We start from the raw sequence: 22,432 nt of genomic DNA, 5'->3' as shown, positions 1-22,432 counted from the left end.
CAGGGGGTTCTGGCCGATGCTCCATCCAGCACGATGAAGGGCAAGAGCGGGAGGGGGCCGCCGCGCTTGGGGCTGGCTTGGGGGCGTGTGGCCGTATCGCGCTAACCCTCAATCGCGGGGCGCTGTCTTTTGGCTTTGCCTGATATGCGACAGGCAATCGGGGGCAACGGTGGGATGCGCTACTCCAGCCGTGCGCGCAGGACACGGATCATGTTCTCGCCCATCACCTTGCGGATCTGCGCCTCGGTCAGGCCCGCGTCGATCAGCGCGGCGGTCAGTTCGGCCAGTTGCGACGTGTCGAAATAGGTGGCAACCGATCCGTCGAAATCCGATCCAAGTGACACGTGATCCTCGCCCACCACCTCAATCGCCACCGCGATCATCCGGGCAATGCCAGCGGGCGTGATGTCGCCGCAGGCCACCTCGGCCCAATAGCCGATCCCGATCACGCCACCGGTTGCGGCCACGCCCTGCATCAGATCATCGGTGAGGTTGCGCGTGACCGGGCAATGGGAATGGATGCCGGTATGCGAGACCACGATCGGGCTCGTTTGCATGGCGAGCACATCGCGCACCACCTGCGGGCTGGAATGGGAGACATCGAGGATGAGGTTCCGGCGCTCGACTTCTTGAACCACCATGCGGCCGAAATCGGTCAGGCCCGCGCCGGATTGCCCATGCAGCGATCCCCCGAGCGCGTTGTCAAAGAAATGATGCAGCGCGATCAGGCGGTGCCCGGCCTGCATTAGCGGGTCGAGATTTTCGATCCGCCCTTCGAGCGCATGCGCCCCTTCGATCCCCAGGATCCCGCCAACGAGGGGTTGGCCAGCGGCGCGAGCGGCCAGAACCGCATCGAGATCGGCTTCCGACCGGATGACGCGAAGCATATCGGGTGCCTTGCGTTCCGCCTCGTGCAGTTTTTCGGCCTGATAGAGCGCGCGTTCCAGCAGGCTGGTCCAGGTGCGCGGCGGCCAGAGCTGTCCGATGGCCAACAGCGTGATGTTATCCAGAGCGTCTTCGGAATTCTCCTCATAGTTCTGGCCTGCGGGGCTTTTGGTGACGGAGGTAAAGACCTGCACCGCCACATTGCCGTCGATCAGACGCGGCAGGTCGACTTGCCCGCGCGTGGCGCGCCGGGTCAGGTCTCGGTTCCAAAGCGTCGTGTCGGCGTGCCAGTCACCGATGATCAGCGTATCATGCAAGGCTTGCGCCGCCTCGGGCACCGGCTGCGGTCCAGGGCCCAGCACCGCGTTGCGCTCACGCTCGACATAGCCCGGGGCAAAGATCAGGAAGGCCGCAACCAGGACGGCGATCAGGGCCAGAAGGCGACCCAGCCATTTTCCGAAAACGCGCATGATCTCTCCTTTTGGAATTTTGCAAAGGCTAGGATATGTTTCTCACAGCGCAAAGCATGACGTGGCGCGCGACGGGCGGAGGACACCGATCATGGCCGGAGGTTGGGCGCGCGATGGCGCGGTGAGCGAACAGATCGAAGCCTCGATCAATGATGAGCTGGCCCGCCTCAAGGCCGCCAAGCGCCCGCAAGGCGAAAGCCTGACCCATTGCGCGGAATGTGAGGAGCCGATCCCCGAGCCGCGTCGTCAGGCCCTGCCGGGGGTCAAGCTGTGCATCGAGTGTCAGCAGGAGCGCGACGCGGTGCGTGCACCCCGCGCGGGCATCAACCGGCGCGGCTCCAAGGACAGTCAGCTGAAATAACGCCTCAGAGCGCCATCTCGATCAAGGCATGCAGCCGGTCGATATCCACATGGTAACCGTCCGGCACGGGCGTCATCACCCCAAAGCCATAGCGCAGGTTCATCGCGCGGGCATAACCCACATGCACCATGGTGAACCGGTTCGCCGGGATCAGAGACAGCAGGCAAGCCTCCGGGTCCAGGGCGAAATAGAGGTGACCCATATGGCTGCCATCCACGGTGATCACACAGTCCGCACCGCGAAACCGGCGCATCAGATCGCCCACGCTGGCCCCGGCGACATCCTCGACCACGAACCCGTGCCGCGCGAGGGCCGCGAGAACCGCGTCTTCATTGGCGATGGCGCGCGCCACACCAGTCTCTCCGCGGCGGAAAAAGATGCGCTGCCCTGTGGCGTCCTTTCCGGGAAACCGCGCCTCAAGCTGCGCGCGCATCCGGGCATAGCGGTCGCGTTTGAGCGAGCCCTGGCCCACATCCGAAAGAACGGCCAACCGGTCGACGCGCAGGTGGCTCTGCGGCACAGGGGACAGGCCGAACGCATCAAGATACTGGGTGCTGTTGGGCCAGTCGGGGCGGTGGTCCAGCACCACCTGTTCGCCGGGCTGGGCCAGCAGAGCCGCCGCGCACCCGTCCTGAAGCCAATGGCCGAAATACCGCCCCGTGGCGCCGGTCCTGGCATAAAGCGCGCGGTCGATGCGGACAGGGCGCGTGGTCAGATCGCGCAATCCCGGCCGCCGGATCCGTTGCGCCGCACCGCGCGCTTCGATCCCGCCGGGCAGAATCAGGCAATCGGCGATCTCCCACCGGATCACGGGCGCATGGGTCAACTCCGTCCGGCGGGCGATGGCGATCTCTTCGTCGCACGTGGAATGGCCCGCCACCCCTTCTGTCACGCGCTCCAGCTCTCCGGGCACATGCAGGGGCGGGGTCACGCTTTGGCGCTCCTCCTCCTGCAAGACGGTGCGCGACCGGGCGGTGTCCTCAAGCGCCGCACCCCGTCCCAGGGCGGAGCGCGCGGAATTGCCGATCACGCGGGAGGCGGCCGCCCAGGGCATCATGGCCGGGTCATCCCTCTGTCCCCAGATCGACCACGGCGGGTTCTGGCGCGCGCTGCAATGGCATCCGCAAGATGTTCTGCGGCCCCGCATCGCCATGGGGATAGATCTCGCCGGTGTCGACAAAGCCGCCCTTGAGATAGGCGGCGCGCGCGGCGGGATTGATCAGATTGACGGTCAGCGCGATGGACGGCGCCTGTGGGTAGAGCCTGGGCAGATAGTCGGGCAGGGCGCGCACCGCTGCCGTGCCGATCCCTTGCCCCTGACGGGCGCGATCCACGATGAAGGCGCGCAGGCCCAGCTCTCCTGCCGGACAAAAGTCGAACCGTGCGGCATAGTCCCGATCGATCTTGAAAAACCCCCATGCGGTCTCGTCTCGAAAGATGCCGTGGAAATCGACACCCGCCTCGTCGGCCTCGAAGGCCTCGGCCACGGTACCTGCGAATTTGACCTGATCCGCGTCCACGCGGATATTGGCCACCAGGTGGAAATCGTCGCGCGACAGCGCGCTGAGATGGATCATGACAGCGCCTCCAGATAGCTCCGCACGGCGGTCTGCACATGGCGAAACCGGTCTCCGCCCAGATGTTTGCCGCCATACCAGCGGGTCACGACGATGATGTGATTGCGCAGGTCCGCGCGCTCCAGCATGCGCAGGATGACAGTGCCGGCGCCAGCTTCGCCATCGTCGGCCTTTACCGGCCCGTCCTCGGTGAGCAAGGCCCAGCTATGATGCGTCGCCTTGGCAAATTCCTTGCGCCGTTTCAGCGTGGCGACAAAGCTCTGTGCTGCGGCCCCTGACATGCAGGGACCACCCGAAACCGCATATCTGGAGCCGCGATCCGACAGGATATTGTCCAGAACCAGCACGCCCGAGGGTTATTCCAGCGCCTCAAGCTCGTCGATCATGCCCGCGATCATGCTCAGCCCCTTGTCCCAGAAGGCCGGGTCCGAGGCATCGAGGCCAAAGGGCGCCAGCAGCTCTTTGTGATGTTTCGATCCGCCCGCCTTGAGCATCTCGAAATACTTCTCTTCAAATCCCTCGCCGCCCTCGGCATAGACCGAGTAAAGCGCATTCACCAGCCCGTCGCCGAAGGCATAGGCATAGACATAGAACGGCGAATGCACGAAATGCGGGATATAGGCCCAGAACGTCTCGTAGCCCTCCATGAAGTCAAAGGCCGGACCCAGGCTTTCGCCCTGAACGCTCATCCAGATGGCGTTGATATCGTCGGGGGTCAGCTCGCCACCGCGCCGTGCCGCATGCAGCTTGCACTCGAAATCGTAAAACGCGATCTGGCGGATCACGGTATTGATCATATCCTCGACCTTGCCGGCCAACAGCACCTTGCGCTGTTCCTGGGTCTCGGCCCCGTCCAGCATTTTGCGAAAAGTCAGCATCTCTCCAAAGACAGATGCGGTCTCGGCCAGGGTCAGGGGGGTCGAGGACAGCATCTCGCCCTGACCCGCCGCCAGCACCTGATGCACGCCATGGCCCAGCTCATGCGCCAGTGTCATCACGTCGCGCGGTTTGCCCAGGTAATTCAGCATCACGTAGGGGTGCACATCCGTCACCGTGGGATGCGCAAAGGCACCGGGCGCCTTGCCCGGTTTCACACCTGCATCGATCCATCCCTTGCGAAAAAACGGCTGCGCCAGTTCGCCCATGCGCGGGTCGAAGGCGGTATAGGCCTCCATCACCACACGCTCGGCCTCGTCCCAACCGACACTGCGCGGGTCTTCCATCGGCAGCGGCGCGTTGCGGTCCCAGACCTGCATCCGCTCCAGTCCCAGCCATTTGCGTTTGAGCTCGTAATACCGATGGCTCAGCTTGGGGTAGGCGGCCACGACCGCTTCCCGCAGCGCCTCGACCACCTCGGGCTCCACTTGGTTCGACAGATGCCGCCCCATCTGGGCACTGGGCATGCCGCGCCACCGGTCGATGATCTCCTTCTCCTTGGTCTGGGTGTTATGGACCCGGGCAAAGATCTTGATGTTCTCGGCAAAAACCTGCGCCAGCTCGCGCGACGCCGCCTCGCGTTTGGCGCGGTCCGGGTCGGTCAGCAGGTTGAGCGTGCCTTCAATGTTCAGCTCTTCACCGTCCACGGTGAAGGTCAGCCCCGCAATCGTCTCATCAAAGAGCCGCTCCCACGCGTCGCCCACCACGCCAAGATCATGCAGGAATTTCTCCAGCTCATCGCTCAGCTGATAGGGTTTCATCGCGCGGATGCGGTCGAAAATGGGCTTGTAGCGGGCCAGATCGGCGTTTTGGGCAAACCACCCCTCCAGCACCGCATCCTCGATCCGGTTGATCTCCAGCGTGAAAAACACCAGCGGCGTGGTATAAATGGTGATCTTTTCCTGCGCGTCGGACATGAATTTGGCGCGATCGGCGTCGGTGGTCAGCTGGTAATAGCGCAACCCCGCAAAGGACATGACCCGCCCCGCGATCTGGTTGATCTTTTCGTTGCGCAGGATGCATTCCAGCATGCCCGCCGCATCCAGATCGGCGAGCTTGCCCTCGTAATCGGCGGCGAAAGAGGCGCAGGCCTCCTCCAGCCAATCCAGATCGCGCTTCAATTCCGGCGCGTCCTCGCCGGTATAAAGATCGCTCAGATCCCATTCCGGCAGATCGCCCAGACCGTCCCCGGTAGAAGAAGCGTTGGCATCATGAACGGGGAAAGGAAGCTGGAACATCGCAAAAGACCTCATTGAGCATGTCGCCCAAGACTTAAGGCGCACCGCGTGCAGGCACAAGCGCCAGGCCCCGGCTTCTTCTGGCCAAAAATATCCTCGGGGAGCGCGAGGGGGAAACCCCCTCGCATCGGTCGCCTCGCGCAGCGAGGCGAAACCGCTCAGCCAAAGCTGCGCAACATCTCTTTCAGATCCTCCAGCGTATTGGCCTCCTGCACCGGCTTGTCCTGCCGCCACCGGCTCATCCGCGGAAACCGCAGCGCGACACCGGATTTGTGCCGCGGGCTTTCATGAATGCCCTCGAAGGCGATCTCGAACACATGCGCGGGCGTGACCTGCCGCACCGGGCCAAAGCGGTGCTGCGTGTTCTTGCGCACCCAGGCGGTGATCTGGCGAAACTCCGCATCCGTCAGCCCCGAATAGGCCTTGGTAAAGGGGATCAGCTCATTTCCCTGCCAGACCGCGAAGGTGAAATCGGTGAAAAGGTTGGCACGCCGCCCTTGCCCTTGCTGGGCATAGATCATCACCGCGTCGATGGTCAGCGGATCCAGCTTCCATTTCCACCAATCGCCCTTCTTGCGCCCGGCCAGATAGGGGCTGTCGGCTCGCTTCAGCATCAGCCCCTCGGCCCGGACCTCGCGCGCTGTGCTGCGGGCCAGGGCGAGGGTCGCCCAATCCTCAAAGGGCAATTGCGGGGAAAGGCGCACGGGCGCGTCCTTCGGTAGATCTGCCAGCAACGCCTGCAGCCGCGCGCGCCGCATGCCAAAGGGCAACGCCCGCAGATCCGCTCCGGCGTCTTCCAGCAGGTCATAGGCGTAAAGGATCACCGGGGCCGCGCGCAGCAGGCTTTTGGGCACGCTCTTGCGCCCGATGCGCTTTTGCAGCGCATTGAACGGCATCGGCGCACCATCCCAGGCCAGGATCTCCCCATCCAGCACGGTGCCGTCGGGCAGAAAATCCAGCGCCCGGGCCAGTTCGGGGAACCGGTCGGTCATCAACTCCTCGCCACGCGACCAGACGTAATGGGTGCCGCCGCGCAGGATCAATTGCCCCCGGATGCCGTCCCATTTCCACTCGGCGCGCCACGCGTTGGGCGCGCCCAGCGTCTCGGGCGCATCCTCCAGCCCGTACGCCAGGTAGAACGGATAGGGGCGCGAGGCATCCGCACCGGGAACCTCGGCCTCGATCAGCGCGTTATAGGTAGTGGTGTCGGGCGACCAGTCGCCCATCAGCCGATGCGCCAACTCGGCCTCATCCTTGCCGGTGGCCTGGGCCAGCGCACGGGTCATCAGCTTTTGGCTGATCCCGATACGAAACCCGCCCGTGATCAACTTGTTAAAAAGAAAGCGGGACGTGGCATCCAGCTCATCCCAGGCCGCCAGAACGGCCAGCTTGCGCCGCGGTTCTTCAACCTCAGAAAGACCCCGCAACATATTGATCCAATGAGTTAACCCATGATCGCTGTCGGTTTGTGCGGGCGGCAGGAAAAGGGCGATCGTCTCCGCCAGATCGCCGACAATCGGATAGGCCTCCTCAAACAGCCATAACGGATAGCCTGCCGCCTCCGCCGCCCATTCCCTGAGCCGGGTCGTGGTCACCGCACGCTTTGGCCGCCTGCCGGAAAAGAGCGCCACCGTCCACAGCCTGTCGGCCTCTGGGGCCGAGGCGAAATACGCCGCCAAGGCGGCTACTTTGACGTTTGTCTTGGTGCTTTGGTCGATGCGGGTGAACAGGCGGGCGAACTCCTTCATGCTTCGGCCTCGTCAAGCGTTTCGCCATCGAACTCGGTCGGCACCACATGTGCCTCAAGATCCTGTGTATTCAACCATCGCGTGAAGATATCGGTGTAACCATGGGTTACATAAATATTTTCGGCCTGCGATTCCTTGATCGCCCGGTTCAGGCCGTCCCAGTCGGCATGGTCGGAGATGACAAAGCCCCGGTCCGCCGCACGGCGCCTGCGCACCCCGCGCAGCTGCATCCAGCCGCTGGCAAATCCGGTGGAGAGCTTGCCGAATTTCCGCGCCCAGGCGGACCCGAATGCCGAGGGCGTTGCCAGAACCAGAGCGCCCGGGTGATCGGCGATCCGGGTATCTGCTGTGACAGGAACGGTGTCGGGCAGGGTGATCCCCTGGCTCCGCATCACCCGATTGGTGTTCTCGACCGCGCCATGGGTCAGCACCGGGCCGATGCCGGTATCCAGAAGGCTCAGCAATCGCTGTGCCTTTCCCAGCGCATAGGCGCCCAGCATCGGTGTCCGCCCCTCGGCCAGAGAGCTGCGCCACCAGGCGTTGATCTCCGCTCCGACCTGGGCCTGCGGGCGCCAGCGAAAGACCGGAAGGCCAAAGGTGCTTTCAGTGACAAAGGCATGACAGCGCACCGGCTCGAACGGGGTCGACAGACCGTCATCCTCCAGTTTGTAATCCCCCGAGACGACCCAGATCTCGCCACCAACCTCGACCCGTATCTGGGCCGAGCCGGGCACGTGACCGGCCGGGTGGAACGACACAGTGGCCATACCTAAAGTAAGCTTTGCCCCATAAGGCACTGTTTCAATGCTGATATCGCCCAGCCGGTGCCGCATCACAGGGGCGGCGATACCTGTGGCCAGATACCGCGCATGTCCGGGGCGCGCATGATCGGCATGCCCATGGGTGATCAGCGCCCGATTCACCGGGCGCCAGGGGTCGATGTAAAAATCGCCCGCCGGGCAGTAGATTCCCTTGTCGGTAAAGATCAAAACCGGATCGCGCGTCATGCTCCAACAATAGCGCCGCACGCGGGCTGCGCCAGATCAACCGGCGCGCGCCATATTCGCCTGCGCCTCACCCCGCGCGAAAAGATCCAGCATCTGTTCGAGAATGAGGGTGCGCGTGGCGGGCCCTTCCATGAGAACCTCATGCTGCGCGTCCGGGACGATCTGGAACGTACCGTTTGGCCAGTTTGCCATGCGCGCGCGCATTTTCTCCCGGTCCACGATCGATTCGCGCTCGCCCACAAATGTCATTGCAGGGATTGCGGGGGCAGGCGCGCGCATCAGATAGCGGCACTCCTGCAAGGCCTCCCCCAGCCAGCGCAGACTGGGACCACCCAGCGCAAGATCCGGATAGGTCGAGATCTGCCGTTTCATCAGATCCCACATCGGCCGGTCGGTGGTGAGCATGTTATCGGCGAACTCCGAGGTGGCGACGTAGTTTTCAATACTGGTCGTGGGGGGCAGGCGATGGTCCTGGCCGGTCCAGCCGCTGGCATAGTAAAGCCCCCAGGCCAGTTGCCGCATGCCGGGCGCGATCAGGATGCCCCACATCGGCCCGGTAAAGGTGGCGCTTTGCACATCCAGCCCATCGATCACCGCCCGCAGCGCAATCGCGCCACCCATGGAATGGCCCAGCACATGCCAGGGGCGCGGCATCTCCAGCGCTTCGGCAACCGCGATCATCGCGGCAACATCGTGCTGATAGTCGGGAAACGAGTGCACATGGCCCACGCGGCGGTCCGGCAACAGCCGGTCGGCCAGCCCCTGACCGCGCCAGTCGATGGCCATCATCGCATAGTTGCGCAGCGCCAGCTCACCGGCTGTGTTCGCGTATTTCTCGATAAACTCGGTGCGCCCCGGCATCAGCAACAGCGTGCCTTGCGCACCCTCCATCGGCCAGGCACCCACGCGCACGCGCACGCCATCCGCCGCAGTGGTCCAATAGGCGGCCCCGGTGTCGGGGCCGTCGGCCACATCCGCCAGATACGGGGCCGCCTCCAGAACCATCAGGCCAGAACAGCGGCGAGTTTCATCGCCACGCCCATATCGCCGTCCACGCTCAGCTTGCCGGTCATGAACGCGCTTGTCGGGTTGGTTTCCCCTTCGAGGATCGACTGGAACGTCTCAACATCCGCCTTCAGCGTGACGTCGGCCTCGTCATCCGAGATCCGGGCGCCATCGCTATCCATGAAAATTGACCCTTCGTCGGCAATCTCGAACTTGGCTGTGCTGTCAAAACCGTTGGTCTCCAGCTTGCTGTTCAGTTCGGTCACTGCCTGGTTGAGGATATCGCTCATTATCACACTCTCGTTTTCGGGCGCGCCCTGTCTGGATTTTATGGCGCACCGGGTTACACTCATCAATGTTATGAGCATTAGGCACACCAATCTCAAAGGTACCGTGGCGGCAGGGCTGCTGATAGTCATGTTTTCCTTACCTTTGGCCGCCCAGACGGCGGAAGAGCAGGGGCTGTTGGCCGATCTGGCCCAGGCCGACCCGGATGCAGCGATCCGGATTGATCGTGAGTTGCAGGCGATCTGGTCCAAAAGCGGATCCTCTTCGATGGATCTGTTGTTGCGCCGGGGCCGTGAGGCGATGGAGGCCGGGGAGACACGTGTCGCGATCGAGCATCTGACAGCCCTGACCGATCACGCGCCGGACTTTGCCGAGGGCTGGCATTTGCGCGCCCAGGCCTATTATGGCGCGGATCTTTATGGCCCGGCTGTTGCGGATCTTGAGCGGGCGCTGGCGCTCAACCCTCATAATTACGACGCGATTTTCGGTCTGGGGGCGGTGCTGGAATCGTTTGGTGATCACGCGGGTGCGTTTGAGGCCTATTCCCGCGTCAAGGCTATGCATCCCCATCACGAGGACGTAGACAGCGCCCTGGCGCGTCTGGAATCGCGCGTCAGCGGCACATCGCTTTAATCCGGCGTTTCGGCCCCGATAATCAGGAGCACGCCGTTGGCAGGCGCATCGCGGGTCGTGGCCGTTCTGGGCCCGACCAATACAGGCAAGACCCATTACGCGATCGAGCGGATGCTGGGCCACCGCACCGGGGTGATCGGTCTGCCGCTGCGGCTGCTGGCGCGCGAGGTCTATGACCGGATCGTGGCTGTGCGCGGCCCCTCCGTCGTCGGGCTGGTCACCGGAGAGGAACGGATCGTGCCGCCGCGCACCCAATACTGGGTCTGCACGGTCGAGGCGATGCCCGAGGGCATGGGGTGCGATTTTCTGGCCGTCGACGAGATCCAGCTTTGCGCCGATCCCGAACGCGGCCATGTCTTTACCGACCGGCTGCTGCGTGCGCGCGGCCTGCACGAGACGCTGTTTCTGGGCTCGGACACGATGCGCGGTCCGATTCGCGCGCTCGTGCCAGAGGCGACGTTTCACGCCCGCGAGCGGATGTCGCAGCTGGTCTATTCCGGCGCGAAAAAGATCAGCCGGATGCCGGCGCGTTCGGCCATCGTGGGGTTTTCGGTTGAAAACGTCTATGCGATCGCCGAACTGATCCGGCGCCAAAAAGGCGGGGCGGCGGTGGTGATGGGTGCGCTCAGCCCGCGCACGCGCAATGCGCAGGTGGCGCTCTATCAGAATGGCGAGGTCGATTATCTGGTGGCCACGGATGCCATCGGAATGGGGCTGAACCTCGATATCGACCATGTGGCGTTTTCGGCGCTGACGAAATTCGACGGCCGGCGGATGCGCCCGCTGGCCCCCAATGAGCTGGCGCAGATTGCAGGGCGCGCGGGGCGGGGCATGTCGGACGGTACCTTTGGCGTGACCGGCGAGGCGCGCCCTTTGGAGGAGGGTGTGGCACGAGCGATCATGGATCACCGCTTCACGCCGCTCAAAAAGCTCAACTGGCGCAATGCCGATCTGCAATTTGGGCATGTGGAGGCGCTGATCCGCAGCCTGGAGGCCCCGCCCGAAGGCGAACATCTGGCCCGCGCGCGCGAGGCCGATGACCTGATGGTGCTGAAATCGCTGGCGCAGGAGGCCGATGTGATGGCGCGCGCCAGCGACGGGGCCTCGGTGCGGCTTTTGTGGGACGTGTGCCGGATCCCGGATTTTCGCGGGATCAGCCATGCCGAACACGCCGGCCTCCTCCAGGTCATCTTCGGGCACCTGCACGAACGCGGTTGCGTGCCGACCGATTGGTTTGCGCGCCAGATTACCCGTATCGACCGCACCGATGGCGATATCGACGCGCTGTCGAAACGGTTGGCGTATATCCGCACATGGACCTATGTGGCGCAGCGAAACGGCTGGGTCGCCGATGAAAGCCATTGGCGCGAGCAAACCCGCGCGGTAGAAGACAGGGTGTCGGACGCGCTGCACGAGCGCCTGACCCAGAGATTTGTGGACCGGCGCACCTCGGTGCTGTTGCGGCGGCTCAAGCAGAAGGAGGCCCTTTTGGCCGAAGTAAGCGATACCGGTGATGTCACCGTCGAAGGGGAATTTGTCGGGCGGCTCGACGGGTTCCGGTTCATTTTGGACAAGGGCGCCAGCGGGGCCGAAGAAAAGGCGCTGAAATCGGCCTCGTTGCAGGCGTTGGCGCCGCATTTCCATTTGCGCGCGGACCGCTTTTATAACGCCCCCGATACCGAGATCGATTTTACCGAACAGGGCGGCCTCATGTGGGGCGACCAGGCGGTCGGCAAGCTGGTGGCGGGCCCTGATCCGATGCGCCCGCAGGTCGATGTGTTTGTCGACGATGTGGCCGGGCCGGAGGTGCTGCAAAAGGTACAGCGCCGGTTGCAGCATTATCTGGATCGCAAGGTGGCGAGCCTCTTTGAGCCACTGATTGCCCTGCAGCGCGACGAGACATTGACGGGGCTTGCGCGCGGCTTTGCATTTCGCATGGTCGAACATCTGGGCATTATCTCGCGCCAGGAGGTGGCCGGCGAGGTCAAGGAACTGGACCAGGACGCGCGCGGCAGCCTGCGCAAACATGGCGTGCGGTTCGGGCAGTTCACAATCTTCATGCCGCTGGTGCTGAAACCCGCGCCGACGCGGCTGCGCCTGGTGTTGTGGTCCTTGTCGCAAGGGTTGCAGGAGTTTCCCGAGGCCCCGCCTCCCGGCCTGGTGACGATTCCGAACATGCCCCATGCGCCCGACGGCTATCTGGCGATGGCAGGCTATCGTGGTGCAGGGGAACGGGCCATTCGCATCGACATGCTGGAACGGCTGGCCGATATGCTGCGATCGGAAAACAGCCGCGCCGGGTTTGAGGCCAAGGCCGATATGCTGTCGATCACCGGTATGACGCTGGAGCAGTTCGCCGATCTGATGCAGGGTCTGGGATACCGCGCGGAAAAGGGCGAGCGCGTGAAGGTCAAGCAGACCCCCGTCGCGCCCGATGCCACGTCGGCGGATGCGCCCGCCGACACCGATCCCGCCGCGCCAGCCGAGCCGCCCGAGGCCGCCGCTGCCGATACCGCGCAAGCCGCCCCGTCCGATGCGACAGCAGAGACATCCCAATCCACGTCCTCGGACGAGACGGCGCCCGCCGAAACCGCCGTCTCGTCCGAGACCGATCCGGCGGTCCCAGACCCCGGAGAGGCGCCAACCGCACCGGAGATGGAGGTGTTTTATACATTCACCTGGGGGGGCAACCGGCGCGACCGTCAGGGCGGGCGTCCACAAGGGGACCGCGCAGGCCGCAAGCTCGGTGCCAAGCCCAAGGGCAAAAAACCCGATCCCAAGCGGGGCGGTGGCGATGCCAAGGGTCCGCAGAAATTCTCGGCCCGGCCACCCAAAAGAGACAAGCCGATTGATCCCGACAACCCGTTTGCGGCGGCTCTGATGGGGCTGAAGGACAAGACCTAGCGCCTGTGACACCGTCCTGCGAAAAACTCCGCCTCGACAAATGGCTGTGGCAGGCGCGGTTCTTCAAGACGCGGTCGCTGGCGGCGCGCGAGATTTCGGCGGGCCACGTCCGTGTCAATGGCGACAAGACTGAAAAGCCCGCGCGCGCCGTCACGCCGGGCGATGTGCTGACCTTTGTTCAGGCGCGCCGCGTGCGGGTGGTGCGCATCGAAGCGCTGGGAACCCGCCGCGGGCCTGCCCCCGAAGCGCAGACCCTGTACATCGATCTCAGCCCGGATGAGGACAACCGCGCTCAAAACCCAAGCTACGAGGGAAAAGGTCGCCCCACCAAACGCGACAGAAGGTCGCTGGATCTTTCTCGCCGTCAGACGCTTGAATGACGCGCCTTGCTGTTCTAATTGATCAGCAACTGTCCAGGAAAGTTGACTCCCGCATATGACTTATGTCGTCACCGACAATTGCATCGCCTGTAAATACACCGACTGCGTCGAAGTGTGCCCCGTGGATTGCTTTTACGAAGGTGAGAACATGCTCGTCATTCATCCCGATGAATGCATCGATTGCGGCGTGTGCGAACCGGAATGCCCCGCCGACGCAATCCGGCCGGATACGGAGCCGGATATGGAGAAATGGGTGGAGTTCAACCGCAAATTCTCGGACAACTGGCCGGTGATCATCACCAAGAAGGATCCGCTGCCCGAGGCCGACGCGCGCGATGGCGAGCAGGGCAAGATGGACAAATACTTCTCCGAAGCGCCGGGCGAAGGGGGCTGATCGATTCGCCAAACCTGATCAGGGGCGGCGAAAACGGGGAATAGGGCAGCGGTTGCTCCCTTTTTATTCCCCTTGTTTTTAAAGGCTTCCGGACTGTTTCCACCAGGACGCCTTTCGATCTGCGCCGATTTATGCTATATGATCAAACAATGGATCAAACGAACGGATATCTCCAGGCATCGTCGTTGCGTCGGGAGACGTGAACAGCAACAGAGTATGACAACTGGTCGGGGCAAACACATTGGCCCGTCGGTTGTCTTTTTGTCGCCGGTATGTCCGAAATGATGGGAAAAACGCATGAGCAAGTCAAAGAAACTCGATTTCCGCGCGAATGAATACGTGGTGTATCCGGCCCATGGTGTCGGTCAGATCGTATCGATCGAAGAACAGGAAGTGGCCGGTATCACGCTGGAACTGTTCGTGATTTCCTTTGAGAAGGACAAGATGACCCTGCGGGTGCCGACGAATAAGGCCACCTCGGTGGGCATGCGCTCGCTCAGCTCGCCGGATGTGATCACCAAGGCGATGACCACGCTCAAGGGCAAGGCCAAGGTCAAGCGCGCGATGTGGTCGCGCCGTGCGCAGGAATATGAGCAAAAGATCAATTCGGGCGATCTGATCTCGATCGCGGAGGTGGTGCGCGACCTGCACCGCTCGGACGATCAGCGCGAGCAGAGCTATTCAGAGCGTCAGCTTTATGAAGCAGCCCTTGAGCGGCTCACCCGCGAGGTTGCCGCAGTCAGCGGCAATGACGAGGTTGCTGCGGCCCGCCAGGTGGATGAAGTGCTGACGTCTCGCGCAGCCTGATCTCTCGACCATGCTTTTAATAGGCCGTGCAATGGGTTGCGCGGCCTTTTGCATGTTTCGCATCACGTATCAAAGCGTGCTGCTGAGAACCAGAAGGCAGGCGATTTCAATCATCTGTTGCGTCGCGCCCAGCACATCTCCGGTTTGTCCACCGATCTTGGCCCGCGCAAGGGCCGCCATCCCCCCAGCCGCCAAAAGCGTGACCAGAAGCACAGGGGCGGCCTGCGCCCCCAGACAGGCGACAACGCCAAAGACGCCAAGGGCCGCCGCAAGCCCTGCTGCCGCCATGGGGGGGCGGCCGACCCGGTCCGACAGGCCCCCCGGCCGCGCGCGCGGCAGCGCGGCCATCAGCGTCGGCAAAACTGCCCGGGACAGCATGGCCACCGCGATTACCGCCAAGACAGACCCGTTCAGCACGACGGACAGGGCCAGCCAGCGCAACCCGACCGACAGCACCAGCGCCAATACGCCATAAGTGCCGATATGGCTGTCTTTCATGATCTCCAGCCGCCGCTCGGCCGTCCAGCCGCCCCAGAAACCGTCAACCGTATCGGCCAGACCATCTTCATGCATCGCGCCTGTGGCGATCATCTGGGCCCCGAGACAGAGGCCAGCGGCCAGCACCGGCGCAAGCCCCAGACCCAGCGCAATTGACGCAACGGCGGCGCCGATCCCCCCGACAACCGCACCGGCCAGCCCAAAGGCCCAGACGGCGCGGGCCTCACGGGCAAAACCCGCATCCGGCAGCGCGGGCAGGGGCAGCCGGGTCAAGAGAACCAGCGCCACGGGCAGATCCAGCAAGCGGATCAGAGCGGTGTCGTTTTCGCGCATGGGCAGAGGCAATCCGGGCTTGTGGGCGAACCTGCATGGGTTAAACACAGGGTCACACCAAGATGCAATGAGGCCTCCATGACAGCTTTCACCGATTTTCACGGGCTGCGTGCCCGTCTTGCCGCAGCGCCGGGCCCGGATGCCGACGCGCAGGCCGGGGCAGAAAAGCGGAACGCGCAATTGACCAAACCGCCGGGCGCGCTGGGACGGCTTGAGGATCTGGCGATCTGGTATGCCGGCTGGCGCGGCACCGCCACACCCCGGCTGGATTCACCGCAAGCGATTGTTTTCGCGGGCAATCACGGTGTGACCGTGCAAGGCGTCTCGGCCTTTCCGGCGGATGTGACCGCGCAGATGGTTCTCAATTTCCGGGGCGGCGGCGCGGCGATCAATCAGTTGGCCCAGGCCGCAGGCGCGCGTCTGGATGTGCATGCGCTGGACCTGGATCGGCCCACACAGGACTTCACCCACGCCCCGGCGATGAGCGAGGCGGAATGCGTGGCCGCATTGCTGGCGGGATGGGACGCGGTCGATCCCAAGAGCGATCTGTTGGTTGTGGGTGAGATGGGGATTGGCAACACCACCTCGGCGGCGGCGATTGCCTGCGCGCTCTTTGGTGGCACGGCGGCAGAGTGGGTCGGGCGTGGCACCGGCGTGGACGATGCGGGGCTCGCCAACAAGATCCGGGTCGTTGCCGAAGGTGTGGCGCGCCACGCAGGCGGTGACGGGCTGGAGACCCTGGCGCGCTTGGGGGGCCGCGAACTGGCCGGGATGGCCGGCGCCATCGCCCGCGCGCGGGTCGAGCGGATCCCGGTCATCCTCGACGGGTTCATCTGTTCGGCGGCGGCGGCCTGCCTTTTCAAGGTAGAGCGCAGCGCGTTGGATCACGCCGTAGCCGGGCACCTGAGTGCCGAAGGTGCGCATGGCCGCCTGTTGGAGGCCTTGGGCAAAGAGCCGCTCCTCACCCTCGGCATGCGCCTGGGCGAGGGGTCGGGGGCCGCGTTGGCGATCCAGGTGCTCAAAGGGGCCATTGCCTGTCATTCGGGCATGACCACCTTTGCCGAAGCCGGGGTCGCCGCGGGCTGAACGGCGGCTCAGGCGGGTTTCTTCTTGATCTCGCTGGCGCGGCTCAGCAGGGCCGTTTCCAGCTCTTTCTCCAGCTCGCGCGCGCGGGCGATGTATTCGGGATTGTCGCCCGGCGCCAGATCCGGGCGCCAGACCTGTGCCAGTTCGCGCACCGACATGCGGTCATGGGCGTAAAAGGTCTGTTCGGCCTCGGCCGCCTCATAGTCTGTCAGGCCGATGTTCTCCAGCACATAGCGGCCCGCGCGCAGGCTCGAATCAAAGATCTCGCGTACGATGTCATCGGCCCCCGCCCGGTAAAGGCGATAGACATGGGTCCGGTCGCGTGCGCGGGCCACGATGTGGATATCGGGCCGCTCGCGGCGGGCGAACTCCACCAGTTTCAGCGCCGCCTCGGGATCGTCGAGGGCGACGACCAGCACGCGCGCCTTGCCCAGCCCCGCGGCCTTGAGCAGTTCGGGCCGGGTGGGGTCGCCCAGAAACCCCTTGAACCCAAAGCGGCGCATCAGCTGGATCGTCTCCATATCATGGTCCAGGACGACCGTCTTGAACCCGCTCGATTGCACCAGGCGGTTCACGATCTGACCGAACCGCCCGATACCCGCGATGATGACGGGGCCTTCCTCGTCGATCTCGTCGGCCTCATGTTCGGGGGCGGCATCGATCATCCGGCGCGACAAAAGATCGTAAAGAATGAACAAAAGCGGCGTGATCAGCATCGACAGCGCAATGACCAGCAGCATCTTGGCGCCAAGATCCGGCGGCAGCACATTCTGCTGGAGCGAGAAGGAGATCAGCACGAACCCGAACTCTCCCGCCTGCGCCAGCCCCAGCGTGAACAGCCATTGATCGCGCCCCTTGAGCCGGAACGCCTTGCCCAGCCCATAAAGCACTGCCCCCTTGGCGAAGATCACCAGCAGCGCAAGCCCCAGCAGATCGAGCGGTTCGGCCAGAAATGAGCGATAGTCGATCCCGGCGCCGACAGTGATAAAGAACAGCCCCAACAGCAGGCCCTTGAACGGCTCCAGATCGCTTTCCAGCTCGTGCCGGAACTCGCTATTGGCCAGAACCACACCGGCCAGAAACGCCCCCAGCGCGGGCGAGAGGCCAACGAGCATCATCAGAAACGAGATCCCCACCACGATCAAAAGCGCCAGCGCGGTATACATCTCGCGCAGACGGGCGGCGTGGATATAGCGAAAGACGGGCCGGGTGAGATAGACACCGGCCAGAATGACGGCGGCAATGGCCCCGATGGTGACCAACGTCACGCCCCAGCCGGGCAGCCCATCGACCAGCGACAGGGCCGGGCCGTGATGACCGTCGCCGTGATGCGCGGCGTCCCCCGCCCGCTCGATCGCGCCATTGGCCGAAAGGTGCGCGGGCAGCGTCACCGCCAGAAGAGGCAGCGCCGCCAGGATCGGGATCACCGCGATATCCTGGGTCAGAAGCACCGAAAAGGCCGAGCGTCCGCCGCCGGTCTGCATCAGCCCCTTTTCCGACAGCGTCTGCAACACAATAGCGGTGGACGACAGCGACAACGCCATGCCGATCGCCAGCGCCTCGGTCCAGGGGCGGCCCATGGCCATGGCAGCGGCCATCAGGACCAGCGTGGTGATCACCACCTGCGCCCCGCCCAGGCCGATCAGCCGGTGCCGCATATCCCAAAGCGCGCGCGGTTCCAGCTCCAGCCCGATCAGGAACAGCATCATCACCACGCCGAATTCGGCGACATGCTGAAGGTCCTGCGTTTCCGAGCCAACAAGCCCCAAGGCGGGGCCGATGATGATCCCGGCGGCGAGATACCCCAGGACCGACCCCAGCCCCAGCCGCGCCGCAATGGGCACGGCAATGACGGCAGCGGCCAGGTAAATCGAGGCCTGGAACAAGAAGGTTTCCATAATACTCCTGGTGGATCAGGTCGGAAGCGGTGCGTCCCGTTTTAACTGATCCATGACAATCTGGCTTTGCACACGTGCGACAGCAGGGTGCGGCAAAAGCACCTCGTGGATCAAGGCGTTAAGCGCAGGCAGATCGCTGCAATAGACGCGCAGCAGATAATCTGCCTCTCCGGTCAGCGTCCAGGCGCTGGTTATTTCGGGGCGCAGCGCGATCAGGCGCGCAAAGCTGAGCGATTGATCGGGGCCATGGGTGCCCAGCTGGACCTGGACAAACCCCTGCACCGTGAGCCCGATGCGCGCGGGATCCAGCCGCGCGGCATAGCCTTCGATATAGCCCTCCGCCTCCAGCCGCTGGCGGCGCCTGCCGGCCTGGCTGGGCGACAGGTTGAGGATCTCGCCCAGTTGCTGGGCGGTCAGATGGGCGTCTTTCTGAAGCGCATCAAGGAGGCGTGTGTCCATATCGTCAAGCATCTGCGCGAACTCCGTATGAATCTCCCTCTCAATGCACAAATTGCGCGATTTTTGGTCAAGGCATATCGAACAATGCGCGGAATACGCGCGAAATCTTGCGTATATTTGCACCAGCGAACAGAAAAATGAGAGGAGACGCGCCGATGGGACCTTTCCCGCACAACGCCCCCCGTGCCGAGATCACCGCCGACAACCCCGCCGGGACGGATGGATTCGAATTTGTGGAGTTTGCCCATCCCGATCCGGACGCGCTGCGCACGCTTTTTGCCAAAATGGGCTATGCCCATGTGGCCAATCACAAATCCAAACGGATCGAGCTGTGGCAGCAAGGCGACATCACTTACGTGATCAATGCCGAGCCGGGCAGCTATGGCAATCGCTTTGTCGAAGAACATGGGCCCTGCGCACCGTCGATGGCCTGGCGGGTACGCGATGCGCAACATGCGTTCGATCACGCGGTCTCCAAAGGGGCCGAGCCTTACCTGGCCGACGACAAGACCGTCGACTGGCCCGCGATCAAGGGCATCGGCGGGTCGCTGATCTATTTCACCGATCAATACTGGGACACCTCGCCCTATAACGAGGAGTTCGACTGGATCACCCAATCCAAGCCCAAGGGGGAGGGGTTCTATTATCTCGATCACCTGACCCATAACGTGTTCAAGGGTAACATGGATGTTTGGTTCCGGTTTTATGGCGATCTGTTTAATTTCCGCGAGATCCGGTTTTTCGACATCGAAGGCAAGTTCACTGGCCTTTTGTCGCGCGCGCTGACCTCTCCCTGTGGCCGCATTCGCATTCCGATCAACGAGGATCGGGGCGAGACCGGCCAGATCGTGTCCTATCTGAAAAAGTACAATGGCGAGGGCATCCAGCACATCGCGGTCGGAACCGAGGATATCTATGACAGCGTGGATGCGATTTCGGAGAACGGCATCACGTTCATGCCCGGCCCCCCTGAGACGTATTATACGCTTTCCAAGCAGCGGGTGGCCGATCATGAGGAGCCGTTGGACCGGATGCAGAAACACGGCATCCTGATTGATGGCGAAGGCGTCGTCGACGGGGGAGAGACCCGGATCCTGCTTCAGATCTTCTCCAAGACAGTCATCGGGCCGATCTTCTTCGAGTTCATCCAGCGCAAGGGTGATGACGGCTTTGGCGAGGGCAATTTCAAAGCGCTTTTCGAGTCGATCGAGGCCGAGCAGATCGCCAGTGGGGAACTGGTGGCGGAATAGGGCACGGTCCATTTTCTGACACAGAAAATGCGCAGAATTTTTTGCAAAAAATTCAGCGCGCGGGCCGTGACCGTCTATGCCGGGTCCTGCGATTGAAGTGCTTTCGGAAAGACCTGACGCAGTGGACATGGCCTGAAATGAAAGATTTCAACGCGCTACAGCGCCCCGTCTCAAATATGAGACGCGTGTTCGCCGTCCTTTGACGTCACCTTAGACGCGAAAGGCGATCCGGGTGTATCCAAGTCAAAGGCGGGACGATTTGAATGATCGAGCATGCCTAAAATCGTCCGAGAAACGCTTTGGGCTCAGCCAGAGGGGATTGTGAGCACCAGGTTGCGGTTGCCCTTCTGGTAGCGCAGCTCGCTTTCACCGATGGCCGAGATCCTGCCGCCATCGAGCCGGTCGCCGACCTGGACCTTCTTGTAGCGCCCGTTGGGCAGGCGGACCAGGGCGCGGCGGTTTGACGGTGTGCCGTAGACCCCGATCAGGTTGACGCGGCGCAGATTGATCGCGTTGTTCACCGTGGCTGCGCGCGCGACCGAGGCCGAAGAGGGGATCTGCGGTGTCACTGTCGCCGCCGCTGCGGAGGCAACCTGGGTTGGTGCGGGGGCTTCGGCAGGTGCGCGGCTGGCCTGATCCACAATCCGTGCCATGTTCGATGGGCGCAGCCGGGGCGCGAGGGAGGCAAGCACCGCCTGCGCGGTGGGGGTTTCGTCGCTTTCCTCTTCGGTCCGTTCGATCTCCGGTCGCAGGCGGGGTCTGACATCCGACAGCTCATCGCGGGTCAGACCGCCCAGCTGCGTCCGCTCGGTCTGTTCCACCAGATCGCCGGGGCGCAATCGCGGGCGCAGCGCGATCACGGCCGAGGTCAGCACCTCTGGTTCGGGCGTGATGGCGACCCGTGCGGGAGTAGCCGGGGGCAGAACTGGTGGGCGTCCCAGAAAAACGGTGAACCCATCAGGGCTGAGCGCGCCGTCGGGCGAGGGCAGAACCCGGCCGTTTTCGTCAAAGGCAAACGCGGAGCCTGGGGCGGCGGGCGAGATGATTTGCCCAAGTGCCAGATCGGTTTCAAAACTCACAGGACGAGGCAGCGCCACCGCGTCCTGGACAGCGACCGGAGCGTCGATGGAGGTCAGATATAGATCGTCGAGCGTGACCAGCCCCGGCTCTCCCGGCGGGTCGGGGGCACGTTGCCAGATGCCAGAGACCACATAGCGGGCCTGGGCGGTTTCGGGGTCCAGCACGGTGGGCAGGACCGGTTGTTGCGGTGCGCGCAGCGCGTCCAGAACGGCGGCATCGGTGTCGGTCAGCCCGGTGTCGCCCGGATCCAGCGCTGCCATCTGCTCGGACGGCTCATCGGGCGTTTGCGGCGCGGGCGGGCTGTCTTGCGGGACCTGTGCGGCCCGCACCGGCTCCGCGCGCTCGAAAAGCCCGGCCAGGCCGTCTTCGCGAAAGACCGAGGCCCAGGCGGCCACACCGGCCAGAAACAGCAAGAGAACCGCCGTCAGGATCAGCCCCAGATGGCGCGGCGCGCCGCCGATCTGTGTGTCTTCGCGCATGCCAAAAATCGTCATTCGGCTGCGTTCGTCGGCAGGTTCGAAATCGACCATGGCGGTGACGGGAGCGCGGGGCGTCGCGGTCACGATGGGTCGCAGCGGAGCGGCGATCGGGGTCGCGGCGCCGGTTGTCGGCGTGGTTTGGGGGGGGGCAGGGGCCCGGCGGCTCAGAAACCGGGCCGCCCAGGTCTTGGTAACCGAGGGCCCGGGATCGGGGTCGGTCACGTCCTGGACCGCAAGCGCGGGTGTTTCCTCCGCCGGATCGGCCCGATCCGGCGCAAGCGACGCGGCCAGGAGTGCGGGGTCGGGGGTGTCTTCGTCACGGGTCGGGGTGGATGGCGCCGCATCTTGGCGCGAGACATCGTCATCCCCGCCCGCGATCTGCGGCGCGATGATCTGCGGCGATGGTGAGGACCGGGTGGCGCCGCCCAGTGCGGGGGCTGCCTGCGCTTGGCGCGTGCGCCTGCTGGAAAACCCGGGCAATGGCGGGGCCGCGCTCTCGGCGGGGGGGGGCCGCGGGGGGGGGGGCTCCGGCCAGCCCGGCTGTCCCGCAGGGGGGGCCCCCGGGGGTGGGGGCCCCGGGCCCTGGCCGGGGGGGGGTGGGGGGGCTGCCCCTCCCCCCCACAGGGGCAAAAAAAAAACCGCCCCCCCCCCGGGGGGGCCCCCCCCCCCCCCCCCCCGCGCGCGGCCCGCAGAAGGGGGGGGGGGCAAAAAAGGCG

At 64.0% G+C, this 22,432-nt stretch carries 21 protein-coding genes; 8 read left to right on the top strand and 13 right to left on the bottom strand.

The features are described 5' to 3' along the window. Positions 1-179: 179 nt before the first annotated feature. Positions 180-1,355, bottom strand: a complete 1,176-nt coding sequence (locus tag HEP69_RS22915) for a dipeptidase (protein ID WP_290560841.1) — start codon at positions 1,353-1,355, stop codon at positions 180-182. Positions 1,356-1,446: 91 nt separating this feature from the next. On the opposite strand from HEP69_RS22915, the gene HEP69_RS22910 reads away from it, so the two are divergent. Beyond that, on the top strand, positions 1,447-1,716 hold the full coding sequence (locus HEP69_RS22910; RefSeq protein WP_290560840.1) for a DksA/TraR family C4-type zinc finger protein: 270 nt from the start codon (positions 1,447-1,449) through the stop codon (positions 1,714-1,716). A 4-nt stretch (positions 1,717-1,720) separates the two neighbouring features. Here HEP69_RS22910 and HEP69_RS22905 read toward each other — a convergent pair whose 3' ends face one another. The 8 genes from HEP69_RS22905 to HEP69_RS22870 all read right to left on the bottom strand — a co-directional run bounded on the left by HEP69_RS22905 (position 1,721) and on the right by HEP69_RS22870 (position 9,517). Then, positions 1,721-2,773, bottom strand: coding sequence for a glycosyltransferase family 61 protein (locus tag HEP69_RS22905; protein ID WP_290560839.1), 1,053 nt, complete (start codon positions 2,771-2,773; stop codon positions 1,721-1,723). 7 nt (positions 2,774-2,780) lie between these two features. Next, the gene (locus tag HEP69_RS22900; protein ID WP_290560838.1) at positions 2,781-3,293 is read right to left on the bottom strand and encodes a GNAT family protein; all 513 of its coding nucleotides are present in this window, start codon (positions 3,291-3,293) and stop codon (positions 2,781-2,783) included. Further along, complete coding sequence (locus HEP69_RS22895; RefSeq protein WP_290560837.1) at positions 3,290-3,640, bottom strand: YigZ family protein; 351 nt, start codon at positions 3,638-3,640, stop codon at positions 3,290-3,292. The genes HEP69_RS22900 and HEP69_RS22895 overlap by 4 nt, the downstream gene beginning before the upstream one ends. Before the next feature lie 9 nt (positions 3,641-3,649). Next, positions 3,650-5,467 carry a M3 family oligoendopeptidase gene (locus HEP69_RS22890; protein WP_290560836.1) on the bottom strand — a complete coding sequence of 606 codons (1,818 nt, stop codon included), beginning with the start codon at positions 5,465-5,467 and terminating at the stop codon, positions 3,650-3,652. A 158-nt stretch (positions 5,468-5,625) separates the two neighbouring features. Beyond that, on the bottom strand, positions 5,626-7,215 hold the full coding sequence (locus tag HEP69_RS22885) for an ATP-dependent DNA ligase (RefSeq protein ID WP_290560835.1): 1,590 nt from the start codon (positions 7,213-7,215) through the stop codon (positions 5,626-5,628). Next, positions 7,212-8,222: a ligase-associated DNA damage response exonuclease gene (locus HEP69_RS22880; RefSeq protein ID WP_290560834.1), complete on the bottom strand. Its 1,011-nt coding sequence runs from the start codon at positions 8,220-8,222 to the stop codon at positions 7,212-7,214. Before HEP69_RS22880 ends, HEP69_RS22885 begins: the two co-directional genes overlap by 4 nt. Before the next feature lie 36 nt (positions 8,223-8,258). Next, positions 8,259-9,227, bottom strand: a complete 969-nt coding sequence (locus HEP69_RS22875; protein ID WP_290560833.1) for an alpha/beta hydrolase — start codon at positions 9,225-9,227, stop codon at positions 8,259-8,261. Further along, entirely contained in the window at positions 9,227-9,517 is a 291-nt protein-coding gene (locus HEP69_RS22870; protein WP_290560832.1) for an SCP2 sterol-binding domain-containing protein, read from the bottom strand. The genes HEP69_RS22875 and HEP69_RS22870 overlap by 1 nt, the downstream gene beginning before the upstream one ends. 127 nt (positions 9,518-9,644) lie before the next feature. On the opposite strand from HEP69_RS22870, the gene HEP69_RS22865 reads away from it, so the two are divergent. The 5 genes from HEP69_RS22865 (at position 9,645) to HEP69_RS22845 (ending at position 14,633) form a co-directional block, all read left to right on the top strand. Next, on the top strand, positions 9,645-10,148 hold the full coding sequence (locus HEP69_RS22865; protein WP_290560831.1) for a tetratricopeptide repeat protein: 504 nt from the start codon (positions 9,645-9,647) through the stop codon (positions 10,146-10,148). 36 nt (positions 10,149-10,184) lie between these two features. After that, positions 10,185-13,052, top strand: coding sequence for a DEAD/DEAH box helicase (locus tag HEP69_RS22860; RefSeq protein ID WP_290560830.1), 2,868 nt, complete (start codon positions 10,185-10,187; stop codon positions 13,050-13,052). Positions 13,053-13,057: 5 nt separating this feature from the next. Then, a complete protein-coding gene (locus HEP69_RS22855) occupies positions 13,058-13,432 on the top strand; it encodes an RNA-binding S4 domain-containing protein (RefSeq protein WP_290560829.1) in 375 nt (124 codons plus the stop codon). 55 nt (positions 13,433-13,487) lie between these two features. After that, the gene (fdxA, locus tag HEP69_RS22850) at positions 13,488-13,826 is read left to right on the top strand and encodes a ferredoxin FdxA (RefSeq protein ID WP_290560828.1); all 339 of its coding nucleotides are present in this window, start codon (positions 13,488-13,490) and stop codon (positions 13,824-13,826) included. Between the two features lie 297 nt (positions 13,827-14,123). Next, positions 14,124-14,633 carry a CarD family transcriptional regulator gene (locus HEP69_RS22845; RefSeq protein ID WP_290560827.1) on the top strand — a complete coding sequence of 170 codons (510 nt, stop codon included), beginning with the start codon at positions 14,124-14,126 and terminating at the stop codon, positions 14,631-14,633. A gap of 69 nt (positions 14,634-14,702) precedes the next feature. Here HEP69_RS22845 and HEP69_RS22840 read toward each other — a convergent pair whose 3' ends face one another. Then, positions 14,703-15,464, bottom strand: a complete 762-nt coding sequence (locus HEP69_RS22840; protein ID WP_290560826.1) for an adenosylcobinamide-GDP ribazoletransferase — start codon at positions 15,462-15,464, stop codon at positions 14,703-14,705. Positions 15,465-15,542: 78 nt separating this feature from the next. Between HEP69_RS22840 and cobT the strand changes: the two genes are divergently transcribed. Beyond that, complete coding sequence (gene cobT / locus HEP69_RS22835; RefSeq protein ID WP_290560825.1) at positions 15,543-16,550, top strand: nicotinate-nucleotide--dimethylbenzimidazole phosphoribosyltransferase; 1,008 nt, start codon at positions 15,543-15,545, stop codon at positions 16,548-16,550. Positions 16,551-16,558: 8 nt separating this feature from the next. Here cobT and HEP69_RS22830 read toward each other — a convergent pair whose 3' ends face one another. Both HEP69_RS22830 and HEP69_RS22825 read right to left on the bottom strand, forming a co-directional pair. Next, positions 16,559-18,448, bottom strand: a complete 1,890-nt coding sequence (locus tag HEP69_RS22830; protein WP_290560824.1) for a monovalent cation:proton antiporter-2 (CPA2) family protein — start codon at positions 18,446-18,448, stop codon at positions 16,559-16,561. A gap of 15 nt (positions 18,449-18,463) precedes the next feature. Beyond that, positions 18,464-18,919 (bottom strand): Lrp/AsnC family transcriptional regulator, encoded by a 456-nt coding sequence (locus tag HEP69_RS22825; RefSeq protein WP_290560823.1) that lies wholly within the window; start codon positions 18,917-18,919, stop codon positions 18,464-18,466. 143 nt (positions 18,920-19,062) lie between these two features. Here HEP69_RS22825 and hppD point away from each other — a divergent pair, with 143 nt between their 5' ends. Beyond that, positions 19,063-20,157 (top strand): 4-hydroxyphenylpyruvate dioxygenase, encoded by a 1,095-nt coding sequence (gene hppD / locus HEP69_RS22820; protein WP_290560822.1) that lies wholly within the window; start codon positions 19,063-19,065, stop codon positions 20,155-20,157. A 305-nt stretch (positions 20,158-20,462) separates the two neighbouring features. Here hppD and HEP69_RS22815 read toward each other — a convergent pair whose 3' ends face one another. Beyond that, on the bottom strand, positions 20,463-22,196 hold the full coding sequence (locus tag HEP69_RS22815; protein WP_290560821.1) for a hypothetical protein: 1,734 nt from the start codon (positions 22,194-22,196) through the stop codon (positions 20,463-20,465). Between the last annotated feature and the right edge of the window lie 236 nt (positions 22,197-22,432).

It is taken from the genome of Aestuariivita sp., assembly GCF_021404545.1.
Classification (GTDB): domain Bacteria; phylum Pseudomonadota; class Alphaproteobacteria; order Rhodobacterales; family Rhodobacteraceae; genus Aestuariivita.
Note: the sequence above shows the minus strand (reverse complement) of the source record. Positions and strands in the feature narration are given on the sequence as shown.

Excerpts from the sequence above, each read along its gene's own strand:
- HEP69_RS22845 (WP_290560827.1), top strand. The coding sequence starts at position 14,124 with ATGAGCAAGTCAAAGAAACTCGATTTCCGCGCGAATGAATACGTGGTG.
- HEP69_RS22830 (WP_290560824.1), bottom strand. The coding sequence starts at position 18,448 with ATGGAAACCTTCTTGTTCCAGGCCTCGATTTACCTGGCCGCTGCCGTC.
- cobT (WP_290560825.1), top strand. The coding sequence starts at position 15,543 with ATGACAGCTTTCACCGATTTTCACGGGCTGCGTGCCCGTCTTGCCGCA.
- hppD (WP_290560822.1), top strand. The coding sequence starts at position 19,063 with ATGGGACCTTTCCCGCACAACGCCCCCCGTGCCGAGATCACCGCCGAC.
- HEP69_RS22875 (WP_290560833.1), bottom strand. The coding sequence starts at position 9,227 with ATGGTTCTGGAGGCGGCCCCGTATCTGGCGGATGTGGCCGACGGCCCC.
- fdxA (WP_290560828.1), top strand. The coding sequence starts at position 13,488 with ATGACTTATGTCGTCACCGACAATTGCATCGCCTGTAAATACACCGAC.
- HEP69_RS22905 (WP_290560839.1), bottom strand. The coding sequence starts at position 2,773 with ATGATGCCCTGGGCGGCCGCCTCCCGCGTGATCGGCAATTCCGCGCGC.
- HEP69_RS22885 (WP_290560835.1), bottom strand. The coding sequence starts at position 7,215 with ATGAAGGAGTTCGCCCGCCTGTTCACCCGCATCGACCAAAGCACCAAG.
- HEP69_RS22865 (WP_290560831.1), top strand. The coding sequence starts at position 9,645 with ATGTTTTCCTTACCTTTGGCCGCCCAGACGGCGGAAGAGCAGGGGCTG.
- HEP69_RS22890 (WP_290560836.1), bottom strand. The coding sequence starts at position 5,467 with ATGTTCCAGCTTCCTTTCCCCGTTCATGATGCCAACGCTTCTTCTACC.
- HEP69_RS22910 (WP_290560840.1), top strand. The coding sequence starts at position 1,447 with ATGGCCGGAGGTTGGGCGCGCGATGGCGCGGTGAGCGAACAGATCGAA.
- HEP69_RS22840 (WP_290560826.1), bottom strand. The coding sequence starts at position 15,464 with ATGCGCGAAAACGACACCGCTCTGATCCGCTTGCTGGATCTGCCCGTG.
- HEP69_RS22915 (WP_290560841.1), bottom strand. The coding sequence starts at position 1,355 with ATGCGCGTTTTCGGAAAATGGCTGGGTCGCCTTCTGGCCCTGATCGCC.
- HEP69_RS22880 (WP_290560834.1), bottom strand. The coding sequence starts at position 8,222 with ATGACGCGCGATCCGGTTTTGATCTTTACCGACAAGGGAATCTACTGC.
- HEP69_RS22870 (WP_290560832.1), bottom strand. The coding sequence starts at position 9,517 with ATGAGCGATATCCTCAACCAGGCAGTGACCGAACTGAACAGCAAGCTG.
- HEP69_RS22825 (WP_290560823.1), bottom strand. The coding sequence starts at position 18,919 with ATGCTTGACGATATGGACACACGCCTCCTTGATGCGCTTCAGAAAGAC.
- HEP69_RS22900 (WP_290560838.1), bottom strand. The coding sequence starts at position 3,293 with ATGATCCATCTCAGCGCGCTGTCGCGCGACGATTTCCACCTGGTGGCC.